The following is a 17,551-nucleotide window of genomic DNA, read 5'->3' on the forward strand; positions in this document are numbered from 1 at the left end:
GGGCAGGGAAAGCCGGGTTTCAAATAAGTGTTACAAATTACCTATCCTCAGATAGGTTGTGTCATCAATCCGACAGATTTCACACCGGCCTGATGCAACATATTCAGCGCCTTGATGATTTCATCATAAGGCACGTCTTTTGCACCGCCGATCAGAAAGACTGTCTTCGGATTGGCCTGAATTCGGCTGGTCGCTTCCGCGATAACCTGCTGTTCAGGCAACTGTTCCATACGCTGATGATCCACCACGATGGTGTATTGCCCCACGCCAGAGACTTCAACAATCACTGGCGGGTTATCATCGCTGGATACCGTTTTGGAATCCGTCGCGTCTGGCAGATCCACTTCCACGCTCTGGGTAATGATGGGGGCTGTTGCCATAAAAATCAGTAACAGAACCAGCAGTACGTCCAGCAGCGGAACAATGTTGATCTCCGACTTACCTTCGCGACGGTTACGACGACCTCGTGAACGAGCCATACTCTCCCCCTTTAGTTACTGCTGGTTTCGCGAGAGAAAGCCTGACGGTGCAGGATGGCCGTAAATTCTTCCATGAAGTTATCGTAGTTTTGCTCAAGCTTGTTTACGCGTTGGTTGAGGCGGTTATACGCCATAACCGCCGGGATAGCAGCAAACAAACCAATTGCGGTGGCAATCAGTGCTTCTGCAATACCTGGTGCAACCATTTGCAAGGTGGCTTGTTTCACAGAACCTAAACCGATAAAGGCGTGCATGATCCCCCAGACCGTACCAAACAGGCCGATATACGGGCTGATTGAACCGACGGTACCGAGGAAAGGAATGTGCATTTCAAGGGATTCGAGTTCACGGTTAAAGGAAATACGCATCGCGCGTGAAGAGCCTTCAATCACAGACTCAGGCGCATGGCTGTTCGCACGATGAAGACGCGCAAACTCTTTAAAACCGGAATGGAAGATTTGCTCTGCCCCGCTCAGGGTTTCGCGACGGCCCTGGCTTTCCTGATACAAACGGGAAAGCTCAATACCGGACCAGAATTTATCTTCAAACGCTTCTGCCTCACGGGTGGCGGCATTCAGTACCTTCGTACGTTGAATGATGATCGCCCAAGACGCGACAGAGAAGCACACCAGGATAAGCATAATCAGCTTAACCAGGATGCTGGCCTTTAAAAATAAATCAAGCATGTTCATGTCAGTCACTGCTTAAACTCCGCGACAATAGACTTAGGAAGCGCACGTGGCTTCATTTGGTGTGGATCAATGCACGCAATTAACACTTCTGCAGAACTCAGAAGGTTTCCATGCGAATCAAGAATTCGTTGTGCAAAAGTAAGAGAAGCTCCGCGAATGGACGTAATCTCACTCTGAACATCCAGCATGTCATCTAAACGAGCTGGTGCAAAGTATTCGACCGTCATGCGGCGGACAGCAAAAGCGACGTGTTCTCCCAGCAACTGCTGCTGGTGAAAATTGCGTTGGCGCAACATCTCTGTGCGAGCCCTTTCATAAAAGGCGACGTATCGGGCATGGTAGACCACACCTCCCGCGTCTGTGTCCTCATAGTAGACACGAACCGGCCATCGGAACAACGAATTACTCACTCTACATCCCGTAATGCAATTTGACGGCACTACTATACTCAAGAGGACTGGGGTTGGGAATGGGTTGCATTGCTGGAATGAAAATAATTATGGGCCAGAACGGCCCATAGGAGTTTTACTGTAAATCTGTGTATTTAATCGACAATAAAAGTCAGCTAAAGAAGTAAAACAGACCGGCAGCCAACGCAATCATGGCCAGCAGAGGGCAAAAGAACGCTTTCCACAACGACTTGTGCGGGCGAAACCCGACACCGTGGATAACGCCGCTGCACACGGCCCAAATCAGAATGATCCCATGCCAGACTTCCAGCTGGCTGGTCGACGAGGCAAACATGCCCGGCTTCCAGAAAACGCAGCCGGCAAGCAGCAGTGACATCACCAGTGAAAGGGCCCGCAAGGGGCCCTTGTCGGTGACGGCGTAGAGCTTATCCGCGATCACACTCATTACTTCTCTTCTTTCGCAGCTTTATTGGCTTCGCTGTGCTCAAACGCCAGCGCGGTAATGATACCAAACGAGCAAGCCAGTAAGGTGCCGAGGATCCAGGCAAAATACCACATGGTGTTCTCCTTAATACAACGAATGCTTGTTGTTCTCGATGTAGTGTTTATCGAGGCGACCGAACATCTTGTAATACGCCCATGAGGTGTAAATCAGGATGAGAGGCACAAAGATACAGGCTACAACGGTCATCACTCTCAGCGTCAGCAGTGTGGATGTCGCATCCCACATGGTCAGACTGGCGTTTGGCTCAGTGATGGATGGCATCACGAACGGGAACATCGTGATACCCGCCGTCAGGATCACACAGGCGATGGTCAGTGAGTTACTGATAAACGCCAGTGCACCTTTATTGATGCGTGAGAACAGGATAGTCAGCAGTGGCAGAATCACGCCAAGAGCCGGAATAGCCCACAGGCCTGGCATCTTATTGTAGTTAGCCAGCCATGCGCCTGCTTCATGAGAAACCGTTTTGCGCAGCGGGTTAGACGGGCCCGCGTGATCCATTACGGATGTCACGGTGAAACCATCAATACCTTTTACTAACCAGATCCCTGCCAGCAGGAAGCACACCATCATCACCAGCGCAGAAATCTGCGAGGCAGTGCGGGTACGCAGGTGCAGCTCGCCCACGGTACGCATTTGCAGATAGGTTGCGCCCTGGGTGATCAGCATGGTCAGGCTGACCAGACCGGCCAGAATACCGTACGGGTTCAGCAGGCCAAACAGATTGCCGGTATAGAACAGACGCAGATCGTTGTCGATATGGAACGGCACACCCAACAGCAGGTTACCGAATGCCACACCGAACACTAATGCAGGCACGAAGCTACCGATGAAGATGCCCCAGTCCCACATGCCACGCCAGCGCGCGCTGTCCAGTTTTGAACGATAGTCAAAGCCCAGCGGACGGAAGAACAAAGCACACAGCACCAGCACCATCGCGGCATAGAAGCCGGAGAATGCAGCAGCGTAGACCATCGGCCAGGCGGCAAACAACGCGCCGCCTGCGGTGATCAACCAAACCTGGTTGCCGTCCCAGTGCGGGGCGATGGCGTTAATCATGACCCGGCGGTCAGTATCGGTTTTACCGATAATCCGCACCAGGATGCCCACGCCCATATCAAACCCATCGGTGACTGCGAAGCCGATAAACAGCACGCCAATCAGCACCCACCAGATGAACCTTAGCGATTCATAATCAAACATAATTCGACTCCCTTTTACCGAGTTTGCTCAAGTGGCGCTGGAGTTTGTTCAAAATGATAGCGGCCCGTTTTCAGGCTGCTTGGGCCCAGGCGTGCATATTTGAACATCAGGAACATTTCAGCGATCAGGAACAGGGTGTACAGGCCACAAATCAGAATCATTGAGGTCAGCACATCACCTACCGTCAGCGAAGAGTGTGCAACCGCAGTCGGTAACACTTCACCAATCGCCCAAGGCTGACGACCGTATTCCGCCACAAACCAACCCGCTTCCACTGCAATCCACGGTAATGGCAGGCCGAGGAACACCGCGCGGTGCAACCAACGTTTCTGACCAATCTTGCCGCGAACAACGGCCAGGAAGGACAGACCAATCAGCACCAGCATCAGGATGCCGCAGGCAACCATGATACGGAAGGCGAAGTACAACGGCAGGACGCGTGGGATAGAATCTTTGGTCGCTTTCTGAATCTGGACGTCGGTCGCATCAGCCACATTGTCGGTATAGCGTTTAAGCAACATACCGTAGCCCAGATCCTGCTTAGCGTTTTCGAAGTCGCTGCGCACTTTCGGGTCGGTGTTACCTGAACGCAGTTCTTCCAGCAGGGTGTAGGCTTTCATCCCGTTACGGATGCGCACTTCGTGTTGCGCCATCAGGTCTTTCAGACCGGTGACCGGCGTGTCCACAGAACGCGTTGCGATAAGGCCAAGCAGGTAGGGGATCTGAATAGAATATTCATTTTCCATTTTATCCTGATTCGGCATACCGAACAGCGTGAAGCTGGCAGGTGCAGGCTGGGTATCCCACTCGGCTTCGATAGCGGCGAGTTTGGTTTTCTGCACGTCACCCATTTCATAACCGGATTCATCACCCAGCACGATAACGGAGAGCACGGCAGCCAGACCGAAACTCGCTGCGATGGCGAATGAACGCTTCGCAAAACCGATGTCACGGCCTTTTAACAGGTAGTAAGAGCTGATAGCCAGAATGAACATCGCACCCGTCACATACCCTGACGCTACGGTGTGAACGAATTTAACCTGCGCAACCGGGTTCAGCACCAGCTCGGAGAAGCTGACCATTTCCATACGCATGGTTTCGTAGTTGAAGGTCGATGCAATCGGGTTTTGCATCCAGCCGTTCGCCACCAGGATCCACAGAGCGGATAAGTTCGAACCGAGCGCGACAAACCAGGTCACGGTCATGTGCTGAACTTTTGAAAGTCGATCCCAACCGAAGAAGAACAGGCCAACTAATGTAGATTCAAGGAAGAACGCCATTAAACCTTCAATCGCCAGAGGCGCACCAAAGATATCACCGACGTAATGTGAGAAATATGACCAGTTAGTCCCGAACTGGAATTCCATGGTTAACCCGGTGGCAACGCCCAGTGCAAAGTTAATTGCAAAGAGTTTGCCCCAGAATTTGGTCATATCTTTATAGATTTGTTTGCCCGAAAGCACATAAACCGTTTCCATAATTGCCAGTAAAAACGCCATACCCAGCGTTAATGGGACAAATAGGAAATGGTACATGGCTGTTAAAGCAAACTGTAAACGCGACAGTTCAACGATATCAAACATCTTGACCCCTTGCTCCTCGGAGGAAGACCCCAACTTGCGATCTCTGACGAAACGGTTGCCCGTTGCGCCTCATGACTACCAGAATTCAAATCAAATGTGTGCAGAACAGACATACCGGAAATCAGGCGGATACGCCCTCTCGCAGGCATTCTGAACCCCGGAAAAAAACTCGCCTTTAAGCCTCGAACCGGGCCTGGCGGACGGGAGAAATTTCGGGGAAAGTAAACATACAAAAAACTGATGTTACAGAGCCAATATGTTACGCCACTAATTCCACACAATAAATAGGTTTTTTAGTGACCCAAAGCGGATTTACGCGTACAGGTCAATTAGCGTGCAGATCTGCTTCATGCGCTGAAATTGATCTGACGCAATTTAAGCCTATCTCATTGTTTATTTCTATATTAGTGGCAGCAAATTTCGAAAAAATATTTCAGGATGTTACTTGTGAGTTTCAATAGTCTTTATTGATGACTTTATTGTTAATTAATTGTGTTTGTATGGTTGGCGATAATATCCAAATTGCTACTTTAGCAATCCTATTTATTAACCTTTTATTCTCAATGAACCTATCGTGCGTTGTTAATAAAAATGACTGAAATCAGTTATTGTTAAACATTATAGCAGCAATAAAAAAGGTCACCCGAAGGTGACCAACATGTCGAAACGTTGTTTTGCCTCATCCGCCAGGATTTTTACCCGCGGAGAGCATTTTTCCTACTGTGGCAGCAGTGATTTCACCGCTTCGCCGATATCAGCCAGGCTGCGAACGGTTTTCACGCCAGCGGCTTCAAGCGCGGCGAATTTATCGTCCGCAGTGCCTTTACCACCGGCAATGATGGCGCCAGCGTGGCCCATACGTTTGCCTTTTGGCGCAGTCACACCCGCGATATAACCCACAACCGGTTTAGTCACGTGTGCCTTGATGTATGCAGCCGCTTCTTCTTCCGCATTACCACCAATTTCACCGATCATCACGATCACTTCAGTCTGTGGATCTTCCTGGAACAATTTCAGGATATCGATGAAGTTAGAACCAGGGATCGGGTCACCGCCGATACCGACACACGTTGACTGGCCGTAGCCGTAGTCCGTGGTCTGCTTAACCGCTTCATAGGTCAACGTACCAGAGCGGGAAACGATGCCCACTTTGCCCGGCAGATGAATGTGTCCCGGCATGATGCCGATTTTGCATTCGCCAGGAGTGATAACGCCCGGACAGTTTGGCCCGATCATCACCGCGTCGCTTTGATCCAGCTTCATCTTCACGACCAGCATATCCAGCGTCGGGATGCCTTCAGTGATACAGATGATCAGTTTGATACCTGCATCCAGCGCTTCCAGGATGGAGTCTTTGCAGAACGGAGCCGGAACATAAATCACAGACGCCGTCGCGCCGGTGGTTTCTACGGCTTCGCGCACGGTGTTGAACACCGGCAGACCCAGATGCTCAGTGCCGCCTTTGCCCGGCGTTACGCCGCCGACCATTTTTGTTCCGTAAGCGATGGCTTGTTCGGAGTGGAAAGTCCCCTGGCTACCGGTGAAACCCTGGCAGATAACTTTGGTGTTCTTGTTGATTAAAATGGACATTATTTCCCCTCCACTGCCGCGACTACTTGTTGAGCCGCATTTGTCAGGCTGGTCGCTGCAATGATGTTCAAACCGCTGTCTGCCAGTTTTTTGGCACCCAGCTCGGCATTGTTACCTTCAAGACGTACCACAACCGGCACGCTGACGCCCACTTCTTCCACCGCACCGATGATACCGTCGGCGATCAGGTCGCAACGAACGATACCGCCGAAGATGTTGACGAAGACAGCTTTCACTTTTTCATCTGACAAGATGATTTTGAAGGCTTCGGTCACGCGCTCTTTGGTCGCGCCGCCGCCAACATCCAGGAAGTTAGCCGGTTCGCCGCCGTGCAGTTTCACGATGTCCATGGTACCCATTGCCAGGCCGGCACCGTTGACCATGCAACCGATATTACCGTCGAGCGCAACGTAGTTCAGTTCCCACTGCGCAGCCTGCGCTTCGCGGGCATCTTCCTGACTGTGGTCGCGCATTTCGCGCAGTTCTGGCTGACGGAACAAGGCGTTGCCGTCTGCACCCAGTTTGCCGTCGAGGCAGATCAGGTCACCCGCGGTAGTGACCACCAGCGGGTTGATTTCGATCAGCGCCAGATCGCGCTCAAGGAAGATGTTCGCCAGACCCATGAAGATTTTGGTGAACTGCTGAACCTGCTTACCGGTCAGACCCAGTTTGAATGCCAGTTCGCGGCCCTGATACGGCTGCGGACCTGCCAGCGGATCCAGTGCCACTTTGTGGATCAGGTGTGGGGTTTCTTCCGCCACCTTCTCAATTTCCACGCCGCCTTCAGTAGACGCCATGAACACCACGCGACGGGAGCTGCGATCGACTACCGCACCGAGGTACAGTTCTTTATCAATGTCAGTGGCTGCTTCAACCAGGATCTGGTTAACCGGCTGGCCCTGTGCGTCTGTCTGGTAAGTGACCAGGCGTTTGCCCAGCCAGTGTTCTGCGAAAGCACGAATTTCTTCTTTGCTTTTCACGACTTTCACGCCGCCCGCTTTACCGCGACCACCGGCATGAACCTGACATTTTACCACCCACGGACCGGCACCGATTTTCGATGCAGCCTCTTCCGCTTCACGCGGGGTGGAACAGGCGAAGCCTGATGGTGCTGGCAGGCCGTAGCGCAGGAAAAGCTGTTTCGCCTGATACTCATGTAAATTCATGATGTTCTATCCATTCTTATTCAGTAGGAGGGCTTTATCAGTGACACGGCGAACCGTGCCACTGAGGGTCGAGATCTCTTTTACTTACCGCAACCGGGGACTAAACGTCCAGCAGCAGACGAGCCGGATCTTCCAGCATCTCTTTAATGGTCACCAGGAAGCCGACGGATTCGCGGCCATCCACCAGACGGTGATCGTAGGACAGTGCCAGATACATCATTGGCAAAATCACCACCTGACCATTGACTGCCATCGGACGATCTTTAATGGCGTGCATACCCAGGATCGCGCTCTGCGGTGGGTTGATGATCGGGGTAGACATCAGGGAGCCGAAGACGCCGCCGTTAGTCACGGTAAAGTTACCGCCGGTCAGCTCTTCCACTTTCAATTTGCCGTCACGACCTTTGATCGCCAGCTCTTTGATTTTCTTCTCGATGTCAGCCATGCCCAGCGTATCCACATCACGCAGAACCGGCGTAACCAGACCACGCGGCGTCGATACCGCAATGCTCACGTCGAAGTAGTTGTGGTAAACCACGTCTTCGCCATCAATAGAAGCATTCACTTCCGGATAGCGTTTCAGTGCTTCAACCACGGCTTTCAGATAGAAGGACATGAAGCCCAGACGCACGCCGTGACGTTTTTCGAAACCATCACCGTACTGCTTACGCAGATCCATGATGGGTTTCATGTTGATTTCGTTGAAGGTTGTCAGCATCGCAGTGCTGTTTTTCGCTTCAAGCAGACGCTCGGCCACGCGTTTACGCAGGCGGGTCATCGGTACGCGTTTTTCGCTGCGTGAACCCAAAGCCGGTGCCGGAGTATCGTTGCCAGCAGCAGGCGCGGAGGCCGGTGCGGCGGCAGGTTTTGCCTCTTTAGCTTTTGCCAGATGTTGCTCAACGTCTTCACGGGTCAGACGTCCGCCAACACCGCTGCCTTTGATGGCATTGGCATCAAGAGAATGTTCGGCAATCAGGCGGCGGATAGCCGGGCTGAGGGCGTCGTTGCTCTCTTCTTCCAGCGCAGCTGTGTGGCGTGCAGCAGGAGTCGCTTCTTTATCGGAGCTTTTCTCGGTGCTTGGTTTGCCAGAGCTGTTACCCGGACGAATGCGCGCCAGAATCTGACGGGAAATGACCGTTGCGCCTTCATCTTCGATGATACTGTCCAGAATACCCGCTTCGCTCGCCGGAACTTCCAGAACCACTTTATCGGTTTCGATTTCTACCAGTACATCGTCACGCTCAACACTGTCGCCCGGTTTTTTGTGCCAGGTGGCAACCGTCGCATCCGCAACGGATTCAGGAAGGTCAGGGACCAGAATATCTACGCTACTCATTATCAATCCTTCTTATGTTCCATTTAGTTAACTGACGCCAACGCGGTTATTTAACGTTCAGCGCATCGTTAACCAGATCTTGCTGCTGCTTCTGGTGAACGGACATGTAGCCGACTGCCGGAGAGGCAGAGGCCGGGCGTCCTGCGTAACGTAAAGAAGCCCCGAAAGGAATCACTTCACGGAAATTGTGCTGGCTGCAATACCACGCGCCCTGGTTCAGCGGCTCTTCCTGACACCAGACGAAATCATGAACGTGTGAGAATTTCTCAAGCACTTCCTGAATTGCCTTGTGCGGGAACGGATACAGCTGCTCGATACGGACGATCGCGACGTCGGTTTTTTCGTTCTTACGACGTTGTTCCAGCAGGTCATAGTAGACCTTACCTGAACACATCACGACGCGCTTAACCTCTTTCGGATCCAGTTCGTCCACTTCACCAATCGCCGGCAGGAAGCTGCCGTTAGCCAGTTCGTCCAGCGTGGAAACCGCCAGCGGATGACGTAACAGAGACTTCGGTGACATCACGATCAGCGGACGGCGCATACCGCGCAGAGCCTGACGGCGGATCATGTGGTAAACCTGTGCCGGGGTCGACGGGATACACACCTGCATGTTTTGCTCAGCGCAAAGTTGCAGATAACGTTCCAGACGCGCGGAGGAGTGCTCCGGGCCCTGCCCTTCGTAGCCGTGCGGCAGCAGCATCACCAGGCCACACATGCGGCCCCATTTCTGTTCGCCGGAGCTGATGAACTGGTCGATCACCACCTGCGCACCGTTGGCGAAGTCACCGAACTGCGCTTCCCAGATGGTCAGGGTGCGCGGTTCAGCGGTGGCATAACCGTATTCAAACGCCAGCACCGCTTCTTCGGAAAGCACGGAGTCCCAGACGTTGAATTCGCCCTGGCTGTTATGAATGTTCGACAACGGCACATACACGGAACCGTTTTTCTGGTTATGGATCACCGCATGGCGGTGGAAGAAGGTGCCGCGGCCGGTGTCTTCACCGGACAGACGGATAGGAATGCCTTCGTCAACCAGTGTGGCGTACGCCAGGTTCTCGGCACCGCCCCAGTCAAACTTCTTATTCCCTTCTGCCATCTCGTTACGGTCGCCGTAAATTTTGGCAACGCGTGACTGCATTTCGATCGCATCCGGCACATGGCTGACGCGACGCGCCAGTTCCTGCAGACGTTTAAACTCAACCTTGTTCGGATAAGCTTCGTCCCACTCATGATTCAGATACGGCGACCAGGTGAAAGTGTGCATATCGTTCTGACGCCACTCTTCCACCACACACTCACCGGCATCCAGCGCATCACGGTACAGATTGACCATTTCCGTGGCGTCTTCGAGGCTCGCAACATTCTGCTCAGTCAAGATATCGGCATAGATTTTGCGCGGGGTCGGGTGCTTCTTGATCTTGTTGTACATCAGCGGCTGGGTTGCGCTTGGTTCGTCGGCCTCGTTATGGCCGTGGCGACGGTAGCAAACCAGATCGATCATGACGTCACGTTTGAAGGTGTTGCGGAAATCCAGCGCCAGACGGGTGACGAAAGCCACAGCTTCCGGATCATCCGCATTGACGTGGAAAATCGGCGCCTGCACCATTTTCGCGATATCAGTACAGTAATCAGTAGAACGCGCATCTTTTGGATTCGAGGTGGTAAAGCCCACCTGGTTATTAATGACGATACGCACGGTACCGCCCACTTCATAACCACGAGCCAGTGACATGTTCAGCGTTTCCTGAACCACACCCTGGCCGGTAATTGCCGCGTCACCGTGAATGGTGATAGGCAGAACCATGTTACTGCGCGCTTCGTCCAGACGGTCACGTCGTGCACGAACGGAACCGATAACCACCGGGCTGACGATTTCCAGGTGCGACGGGTTAAACGCCAGCGCCAGGTGAACCATTCCGCCTTCGGTTTCCACATCAGACGAATAGCCCATGTGGTATTTCACGTCACCGGTACCCAGGTGTTCTTTATGTTTGCCCGAGAACTCGTCAAACAGGTCCTGAGGTTTTTTCCCCAGCACGTTAATCAGCACGTTCAGACGACCACGGTGCGCCATACCCAGCACCACTTCACGCGTCCCATTTTTGCCCGCGTGACGGATCATGTCTTTCAGCATCGGCACCAGAGCATCGCCGCCTTCCAGCGAGAAGCGTTTGGCACCGGGGAATTTCGCGCCCAGATAACGTTCCAGACCTTCTGCTGCGGTCAGCTCTTTCAGGAACGTTTTCTTTTCTTCATCAGTGAAATTCGCACGACCGGCCACGGATTCGACACGCTGTTGGATCCAGCGTTTCTCTTCGGTGTTGGTGATGTGCATATATTCCACACCGATGGAGCCGCAATAGGTTTGCTTCAGGGCTTTATACAGCTCGCCGAGCTGCATGGTTTCCTTGCCAATGGCAAAAGAACCGACGTTGAAGGTTTCCTGGAAATCAGCTTCAGTCAGATGGTGGAACGCAGGGTCCAGATCAGGCACATCGTCCAGTTTCCACAGGCCGAGCGGATCAAGGTTTGCGTTCTGATGGCCACGGAAGCGGAAGGCATTGATTAACTGCAACACCTTAACTTGCTTGGCATCCGTTTCAGGATCGCTGATGGAGGAGTTATAACGTGACGCGTCTTTCGCCAGACGGCGGAAGTAGTCCCGTGTTTGAGAATGGAGTTGCTCTGGTTTCACACCCACTGTTGGTAGCTGTTTAAAAATTGAACGCCAGCTATCGTCAACGGAACCAGGATCGGTTAAGTAGTCTTCATAGAGTTGTTCTATGTAAGACTGGTTTGCACCCGCCAGATAGGAGGAATCCAGCCAGGCCTTCATTGCGCCGTTCTGCATCGTGATCCCTTAAGCTTTGAAGCTTTAGTTTTCGCCGTGGTTAATAATAATGACCGTGATACACCGCGGTAAAACGGTTTTCCTTACTAAAACAGTTCGTTGGTTGAGCGTTTGGCTCTTCAAGGAACCTTCAAAAATCCGCCATGCGCGTGACTGACTTGTGAAGTTGCCCTGCTGTCTTTCCTCCTTCTTAGTGCAAATACGCCTGAGATTGATGCCCCTGATTTTTACCCGACTATCTTACTCCAGTCAGGCGCAACTTTGTTGCACTTGTTGCTACTTTGTTATTAAAAATTTACTTATTTGCTATCAGCGCCTCAGTTACTGCATTTGTAACTAAAGAAAGCGGGAACCTGAGTTCCCGCTGTCGCGTGGCTTATCTCATCAGGCACCGCGTTGTAGCAGCATCGACTTGATATGACCGATAGCTTTGGTCGGATTCAGCCCCTTCGGACACACACTCACACAGTTCATGATGCTGTGGCAGCGGAATACGCTGAAAGCATCGTTCAGATCGTCAAGACGCGGTTGTGTTTCAGTGTCGCGGCTGTCGATGAGGAAACGGTAAGCGGCCAGAAGACCTGCCGGACCGACAAACTTGTCCGGGTTCCACCAGAAGGACGGGCATGACGTCGAGCAGCAGGCGCAGAGAATACATTCGTACAATCCGTCCAGCTTTTCGCGCTCTTCCGGCATCTGTAAATGTTCACGCGCCGGAGGATTTTTCCCATCATTCAACAAGTAAGGCTTAATCTTCTCATACTGCTTATAGAATTGCCCCATGTCCACCACCAGGTCACGGACAACCGGTAAGCCGGGCAACGGACGGATAACAATTTTCTTGCTGCCATGACGTAAGGTCGATACCGGCGTGATACAGGCCAGACCGTTTTTGCCGTTCATGTTCAGACCGTCAGATCCGCACACGCCTTCACGGCACGAACGGCGGAAGGCCAGCGTCGGATCCTGCTCTTTCAGCAAAATCAGCGCGTCCAGCAACATCATGTCGCGCCCTTCCTGAGCTTCCAGCACATAGTCTTTCATGTACGGCACGTCATCGACGTCCGGGTTATAGCGATAAATCGAAAATTCGAGTTTCATATAATGTCCCAGCTCACGCCCTAGTAAGTACGCGCTTTCGGCGGGAACGCCGCGCGAAGCTTAGGCTGCATGTTCACCTCACGGCGTGTCATGCTCTCGGTTTCCGGCTGATACAGCGTATGACACAACCAGTTCGCATCATCACGATCCGGGAAGTCAAAGCGGCTGTGTGCGCCACGGCTTTCGGTGCGGTAGTTGGCGGAGACAGCCGTTGAAAACGCGGTTTCCATCAGGTTATCCAGCTCCAGACATTCAACGCGCTGCGTGTTGAATTCTGTTGAAGTATCGTCCAGACGGGCCGTTTTCAGGCGCTCACGGATCACTTTCAGCTGTTCCAGCCCTTCTGCCATCGCATCGCCTTCGCGGAAGACCGAGAAGTTATTCTGCATACAGGCTTGCAGATCTTTGCGGATCGCCACCGGATCTTCACCTGAACGGGTGTTGTTCCAGCGGTTCAGGCGTTCCAGAGAGACATCGATATCGTCCTGAGACGCATCGCGGCTGTCGCCCTGTTCGGCAATCGATTCCTGCAAGTGCATGCCGGCGGCGCGACCAAACACCACCAGATCCAGCAGTGAGTTGCCACCCAGACGGTTTGCGCCGTGTACGGAAACACAGGCAATTTCGCCAACCGCAAACAAACCTGGGATCACCACGTCTTCGCCCTTCTCGTTCACACGCAACGCCTGACCGGTCACTTTGGTCGGAATACCGCCCATCATGTAATGGCAGGTTGGCAGAACAGGAATCGGCTCTTTGATTGGATCAACGTGAGCAAAGGTGCGGGACAGTTCCAGAATACCCGGCAGGCGGGATTCCAGCACTTCACGACCCAGATGATCGAGTTTCAGTTTGACATGCGGGCCCCACGGACCTTCGCAGCCACGACCTTCGCGGATTTCGATCATGATGGAACGCGCCACCACGTCACGACCGGCCAGGTCTTTCGCATTCGGCGCATAACGTTCCATGAAACGTTCGCCATCTTTATTGAGCAGATAACCGCCTTCACCCCGGCAACCTTCTGTGACCAGAACGCCCGCGCCGGCGATGCCGGTCGGGTGGAACTGCCACATTTCCATATCCTGCACCGGCACGCCTGCGCGCAGCGCCATACCCACACCGTCACCGGTATTGATATGGGCGTTCGTGGTGGACTGGTAAATACGGCCCGCGCCGCCGGTTGCCAGCACGGTCGCTTTGGCTTTGAAATACACCACTTCACCGGTTTCGATGCAGATGGCGGTACAGCCGACGATCGCGCCGTCCTGATTTTTCACCAGATCCAGTGAATACCATTCGGAGAAAATCGTGGTGCCGTTTTTCAGGTTTTGCTGATACAACGTGTGCAGCAACGCGTGACCGGTACGGTCGGCCGCTGCCGCAGTACGTGCCGCTTGTTCGCCGCCGAAGTTTTTCGACTGGCCGCCAAACGGACGCTGATAAATACGACCGTCTTCAAGACGGGAGAAAGGCAGCCCCATGTGCTCGAGTTCCAGAATCGCTTCTGGCCCGGTTTTACACATATATTCAATGGCGTCCTGATCACCGATGTAGTCGGAACCTTTTACGGTGTCGTACATATGCCATTCCCAGTCGTCCTCATGGGTGTTACCCAGCGCAACGGTAATACCGCCCTGCGCTGACACCGTATGCGAGCGGGTCGGGAAGACTTTGGAAATCAGGGCACAGGACTGGCCCGTTTGTGAAATCTGTAATGCTGCACGCATACCGGCGCCACCTGCACCGATCACCACAGCATCAAACTCTCTGACTGGCAGATTCATTTACTACGCTCCCCAAACAACAATTGTTCCGTAAAGTAGGTAAACCACTAACGTCACGACAATGGCCAGTTGCAGCACAAGCCGAACAGCTACCGGTTTGACATAGTCCGTTAACACCTGCCACATGCCGATCCACGCGTGAATCAAAATCGACAACAGCGCCAGCAGTGTGAATACTTTGGTGATGGAGGAAGAGAAGAAGCCATGCCAGACATCAAAAGTCAGTTCCTGAGCCAGAACCACGAAGCCCAGAATATAAAGGATGTAAAGGGTGAGGATGATCGCGGAAGCACGCAGCAACAACCAGTCGTGCACACCATTGCGTCCTAATGCAGAAACGTTGCTTACCATACGAGGACTCCAGCCAGAATTGACAGCACGACGGTCAGACCGATTGCCACCTGGGCAGAACGGGTACCGGCAGCCAAACTCTCTTCGATATAGCCAAAATCCATCAGCAAGTGGCGGATGCCACCGCAGACGTGATAGGCCAGCGCAGTAAGTATTCCCCAAAAGATGAATTTGACGACGTAGCTATTCATGATGGCAGCCGCTTGCGCAAACCCTTCAGGAGAAGAGAGAGACAGGCCTAACAGCCAGAGGAGGATACCGACGGCGACGAAGGTTATTACGCCAGAGACTCGGTGTAAGATGGACGCTATCGCAGTAACGGGAAACCGGATCGTTTGCAGATCCAGATTGACAGGTCTTTGTTTTTTCACGGTTTTGCCCACACAGCTCTTATTATTTTACTTCCTCCGGTCTGGAGCAGTGTCAGACAGCATTAAGACTGTTTAGCCTTCATCCCTCGCGCTCAAACAACGACATCCAATGTGCTTAAACGGCGCGTGATGCATTTTCAAAGTTTTGCGTTTGGGAAACGTAAAATGCTCAGAAAACAACGCTGGGTGCTCCTACTTCAGGGTTTGCCCGGAGACCTCGTTGAAGTATAGGTTGATCACATTCCCATTACAATTGCCCTACAAATGCTTTATTCACATTTCTGCGAAACAGTGAGTTAGCTCCCAAATTCAACAAATCGCACAAAATAAATTATCGAGTTTGACATTTGATCAACATTTCCATTACATATGTCCCATCCCTGAAGGACTGTGATACTGAGCACATACCGGCGTTACCCTGACGCACCAAAAAGGGGAAAGTATTAAGAGAATCAGTGGATCACACAATCGTAAGACGGGGTCTTCCCTGTCGGGCCAAGTTATGCAAAAGTGGTGATTGTGTAAATCCTCATACTCTTCACTGGTACTGAGCGACAGAACAGTAATGATTTACCGAATCTTTAACAACGATGAAACGCCGCTTGTTTGTCACAGAGCAGTCTGAGACTGCGATTCGACTCAGCTCTACGTTCCCTTCCCATACGATCGCAGAGTTAAGGCTGATAATAATAATGACCTTACAAGGCGTCGCTTCCAGGCATTTCTGTTGTTATCGATTTTTAAAAATAAGGCGCTAAGGAGACTGTAAATGGCTGATAAGAAAGCGACACTTACCCTACAAGGTCACGACCCGATTGAACTGGATGTGCTGTCCGGCACGCTGGGCCAGGATGAAATTGATATCCGCACCCTCGGTTCAAAAGGCCTTTTTACCTATGATCCCGGTTTTACGTCTACCGCATCCTGCGAATCCAAAATCACCTACATTGATGGTGACGAAGGGATTTTGCTGCACCGTGGCTTCCCGATTGATCAGTTGGCGAAAGAGTCCAACTTCCTCGAAGTCAGCTACCTGCTGCTAAACGGTGAAACCCCAACGCCGAAGCAATTCGAAGAATTCAAAACCAATGTGACCCGTCACACTATGGTGCACGAGCAGATCACCCGTCTGTTCCACGGTTTCCGTCGTGATTCTCACCCGATGGCCGTTCTGTGCGGTGTGACCGGCGCGCTGGCTGCGTTCTATCACGATTCCATTGACGTCGAAAACGAACGTCACCGCGAAATCGCCGCCTACCGTCTGCTGTCCAAAATGCCGACCGTGGCCGCAATGTGCTACAAATATTCCATCGGCCAGCCTTTCGTCTACCCGCGCAACGACCTCTCTTACGCCGGGAATTTCCTGCACATGATGTTCTCTACGCCATGTGAAGAATACAAAGTGAACCCGATTCTGGAACGTGCCATGGACCGCATTCTGATCCTGCACGCTGACCACGAACAGAACGCCTCAACCTCGACCGTGCGTACCGCCGGTTCTTCTGGTGCTAACCCGTTTGCCTGTATCGCCGCCGGTATCGCATCGCTCTGGGGGCCTGCTCACGGCGGTGCCAACGAAGCCGCACTGAAAATGCTGGAAGAAATCAGCAGCGTTGATCACATTCCAGAATTTGTGAAACGTGCAAAAGACAAAAATGATTCATTCCGCCTGATGGGCTTCGGTCACCGTGTTTACAAAAACTACGATCCGCGCGCCACCGTGATGCGTGAAACCTGTCATGAAGTGCTCAAAGAGCTGGATCTGAAAGACAACCTGCTGGAAGTGGCGATGGAGCTGGAACACATCGCGCTGAATGACCCGTATTTCATCGAGAAAAAACTCTACCCGAACGTCGATTTCTATTCAGGCATTATCCTGAAAGCGATGGGTATCCCGTCTTCCATGTTCACCGTCATTTTCGCCATGGCGCGTACGGTCGGCTGGATTGCACACTGGAGCGAAATGCACCAGGACGGCATCAAAATTGCCCGTCCACGCCAGCTGTATACCGGCTACGACAAGCGTGATTTCCACTCCCAGCTGAAAAAATAAGTACTTCTCTTTTCAGCAGTTAAAAAAACGCCAACTTTTACGTTGGCGTTTTTTATGGCTGAAAAACATT

At 52.4% G+C, this 17,551-nt stretch carries 16 protein-coding genes; 1 reads left to right on the top strand and 15 read right to left on the bottom strand.

Annotation, left to right across the window (positions count from 1 at the left end; translation table 11 throughout):
* Positions 1 to 47: 47 nt before the first annotated feature.
* From tolR to sdhC, 15 genes are all read right to left on the bottom strand, one after another.
* Positions 48 to 479, bottom strand: coding sequence for a colicin uptake protein TolR (tolR, locus tag J1779_RS23350; protein ID WP_013576429.1), 432 nt, complete (start codon positions 477 to 479; stop codon positions 48 to 50).
* An 11-nt stretch (positions 480 to 490) separates the two neighbouring features.
* Positions 491 to 1,180 (bottom strand): Tol-Pal system protein TolQ, encoded by a 690-nt coding sequence (gene tolQ, locus J1779_RS23355; RefSeq protein ID WP_056771666.1) that lies wholly within the window; start codon positions 1,178 to 1,180, stop codon positions 491 to 493.
* Positions 1,177 to 1,581, bottom strand: a complete 405-nt coding sequence (gene ybgC, locus J1779_RS23360) for a tol-pal system-associated acyl-CoA thioesterase (protein WP_056771664.1) — start codon at positions 1,579 to 1,581, stop codon at positions 1,177 to 1,179. The genes tolQ and ybgC overlap by 4 nt, the downstream gene beginning before the upstream one ends.
* A 151-nt stretch (positions 1,582 to 1,732) precedes the next feature.
* Complete coding sequence (gene ybgE / locus J1779_RS23365) at positions 1,733 to 2,026, bottom strand: cyd operon protein YbgE (RefSeq protein ID WP_056771661.1); 294 nt, start codon at positions 2,024 to 2,026, stop codon at positions 1,733 to 1,735.
* Positions 2,026 to 2,139: a cytochrome bd-I oxidase subunit CydX gene (gene cydX / locus J1779_RS23370; RefSeq protein ID WP_013576433.1), complete on the bottom strand. Its 114-nt coding sequence runs from the start codon at positions 2,137 to 2,139 to the stop codon at positions 2,026 to 2,028. Before cydX ends, ybgE begins: the two co-directional genes overlap by 1 nt.
* Positions 2,140 to 2,149: 10 nt before the next feature.
* Positions 2,150 to 3,289, bottom strand: coding sequence for a cytochrome d ubiquinol oxidase subunit II (gene cydB / locus J1779_RS23375; RefSeq protein WP_056771659.1), 1,140 nt, complete (start codon positions 3,287 to 3,289; stop codon positions 2,150 to 2,152).
* Positions 3,290 to 3,303: 14 nt separating this feature from the next.
* Positions 3,304 to 4,872, bottom strand: a complete 1,569-nt coding sequence (cydA, locus tag J1779_RS23380; RefSeq protein ID WP_122095862.1) for a cytochrome ubiquinol oxidase subunit I — start codon at positions 4,870 to 4,872, stop codon at positions 3,304 to 3,306.
* A gap of 717 nt (positions 4,873 to 5,589) precedes the next feature.
* On the bottom strand, positions 5,590 to 6,462 hold the full coding sequence (gene sucD / locus J1779_RS23385) for a succinate--CoA ligase subunit alpha (protein WP_056771654.1): 873 nt from the start codon (positions 6,460 to 6,462) through the stop codon (positions 5,590 to 5,592).
* Positions 6,462 to 7,628, bottom strand: a complete 1,167-nt coding sequence (gene sucC, locus J1779_RS23390; protein ID WP_056771651.1) for an ADP-forming succinate--CoA ligase subunit beta — start codon at positions 7,626 to 7,628, stop codon at positions 6,462 to 6,464. The genes sucD and sucC overlap by 1 nt, the downstream gene beginning before the upstream one ends.
* A 100-nt stretch (positions 7,629 to 7,728) precedes the next feature.
* Positions 7,729 to 8,964, bottom strand: a complete 1,236-nt coding sequence (gene odhB / locus J1779_RS23395; RefSeq protein ID WP_217204919.1) for a 2-oxoglutarate dehydrogenase complex dihydrolipoyllysine-residue succinyltransferase — start codon at positions 8,962 to 8,964, stop codon at positions 7,729 to 7,731.
* A gap of 46 nt (positions 8,965 to 9,010) precedes the next feature.
* Positions 9,011 to 11,818 carry a 2-oxoglutarate dehydrogenase E1 component gene (gene sucA, locus J1779_RS23400; protein ID WP_056771644.1) on the bottom strand — a complete coding sequence of 936 codons (2,808 nt, stop codon included), beginning with the start codon at positions 11,816 to 11,818 and terminating at the stop codon, positions 9,011 to 9,013.
* A gap of 384 nt (positions 11,819 to 12,202) precedes the next feature.
* Complete coding sequence (locus tag J1779_RS23405) at positions 12,203 to 12,919, bottom strand: succinate dehydrogenase iron-sulfur subunit (RefSeq protein ID WP_112168978.1); 717 nt, start codon at positions 12,917 to 12,919, stop codon at positions 12,203 to 12,205.
* Between the two features lie 20 nt (positions 12,920 to 12,939).
* A complete protein-coding gene (sdhA, locus tag J1779_RS23410; protein WP_056771638.1) occupies positions 12,940 to 14,706 on the bottom strand; it encodes a succinate dehydrogenase flavoprotein subunit in 1,767 nt (588 codons plus the stop codon).
* 3 nt (positions 14,707 to 14,709) lie between these two features.
* Positions 14,710 to 15,057: a succinate dehydrogenase membrane anchor subunit gene (gene sdhD / locus J1779_RS23415; RefSeq protein WP_095921202.1), complete on the bottom strand. Its 348-nt coding sequence runs from the start codon at positions 15,055 to 15,057 to the stop codon at positions 14,710 to 14,712.
* A complete protein-coding gene (gene sdhC, locus J1779_RS23420) occupies positions 15,051 to 15,440 on the bottom strand; it encodes a succinate dehydrogenase cytochrome b556 subunit (protein WP_056771631.1) in 390 nt (129 codons plus the stop codon). The genes sdhD and sdhC overlap by 7 nt, the downstream gene beginning before the upstream one ends.
* Before the next feature lie 757 nt (positions 15,441 to 16,197).
* On the opposite strand from sdhC, the gene J1779_RS23425 reads away from it, so the two are divergent.
* Positions 16,198 to 17,481, top strand: a complete 1,284-nt coding sequence (locus J1779_RS23425; protein ID WP_056771627.1) for a citrate synthase — start codon at positions 16,198 to 16,200, stop codon at positions 17,479 to 17,481.
* The last annotated feature ends 70 nt before the right edge of the window (positions 17,482 to 17,551 follow it).

The organism is Rahnella rivi (assembly GCF_019049655.1).
Taxonomy (GTDB): Bacteria; Pseudomonadota; Gammaproteobacteria; order Enterobacterales; family Enterobacteriaceae; genus Rahnella; species Rahnella rivi.

Bases quoted from the DNA above. Each gene is read 5' to 3' on its own strand.
- J1779_RS23405 (WP_112168978.1), bottom strand. From the start codon at position 12,919: ATGAAACTCGAATTTTCGATTTATCGCTATAACCCGGACGTCGATGAC.
- tolR (WP_013576429.1), bottom strand. From the start codon at position 479: ATGGCTCGTTCACGAGGTCGTCGTAACCGTCGCGAAGGTAAGTCGGAG.
- cydB (WP_056771659.1), bottom strand. From the start codon at position 3,289: ATGTTTGATTATGAATCGCTAAGGTTCATCTGGTGGGTGCTGATTGGC.
- sucC (WP_056771651.1), bottom strand. From the start codon at position 7,628: ATGAATTTACATGAGTATCAGGCGAAACAGCTTTTCCTGCGCTACGGC.
- sdhA (WP_056771638.1), bottom strand. From the start codon at position 14,706: ATGAATCTGCCAGTCAGAGAGTTTGATGCTGTGGTGATCGGTGCAGGT.
- odhB (WP_217204919.1), bottom strand. From the start codon at position 8,964: ATGAGTAGCGTAGATATTCTGGTCCCTGACCTTCCTGAATCCGTTGCG.
- ybgE (WP_056771661.1), bottom strand. From the start codon at position 2,026: ATGAGTGTGATCGCGGATAAGCTCTACGCCGTCACCGACAAGGGCCCC.
- sucA (WP_056771644.1), bottom strand. From the start codon at position 11,818: ATGCAGAACGGCGCAATGAAGGCCTGGCTGGATTCCTCCTATCTGGCG.
- J1779_RS23425 (WP_056771627.1), top strand. From the start codon at position 16,198: ATGGCTGATAAGAAAGCGACACTTACCCTACAAGGTCACGACCCGATT.
- cydA (WP_122095862.1), bottom strand. From the start codon at position 4,872: ATGTTTGATATCGTTGAACTGTCGCGTTTACAGTTTGCTTTAACAGCC.
- sucD (WP_056771654.1), bottom strand. From the start codon at position 6,462: ATGTCCATTTTAATCAACAAGAACACCAAAGTTATCTGCCAGGGTTTC.
- sdhD (WP_095921202.1), bottom strand. From the start codon at position 15,057: ATGGTAAGCAACGTTTCTGCATTAGGACGCAATGGTGTGCACGACTGG.
- cydX (WP_013576433.1), bottom strand. From the start codon at position 2,139: ATGTGGTATTTTGCCTGGATCCTCGGCACCTTACTGGCTTGCTCGTTT.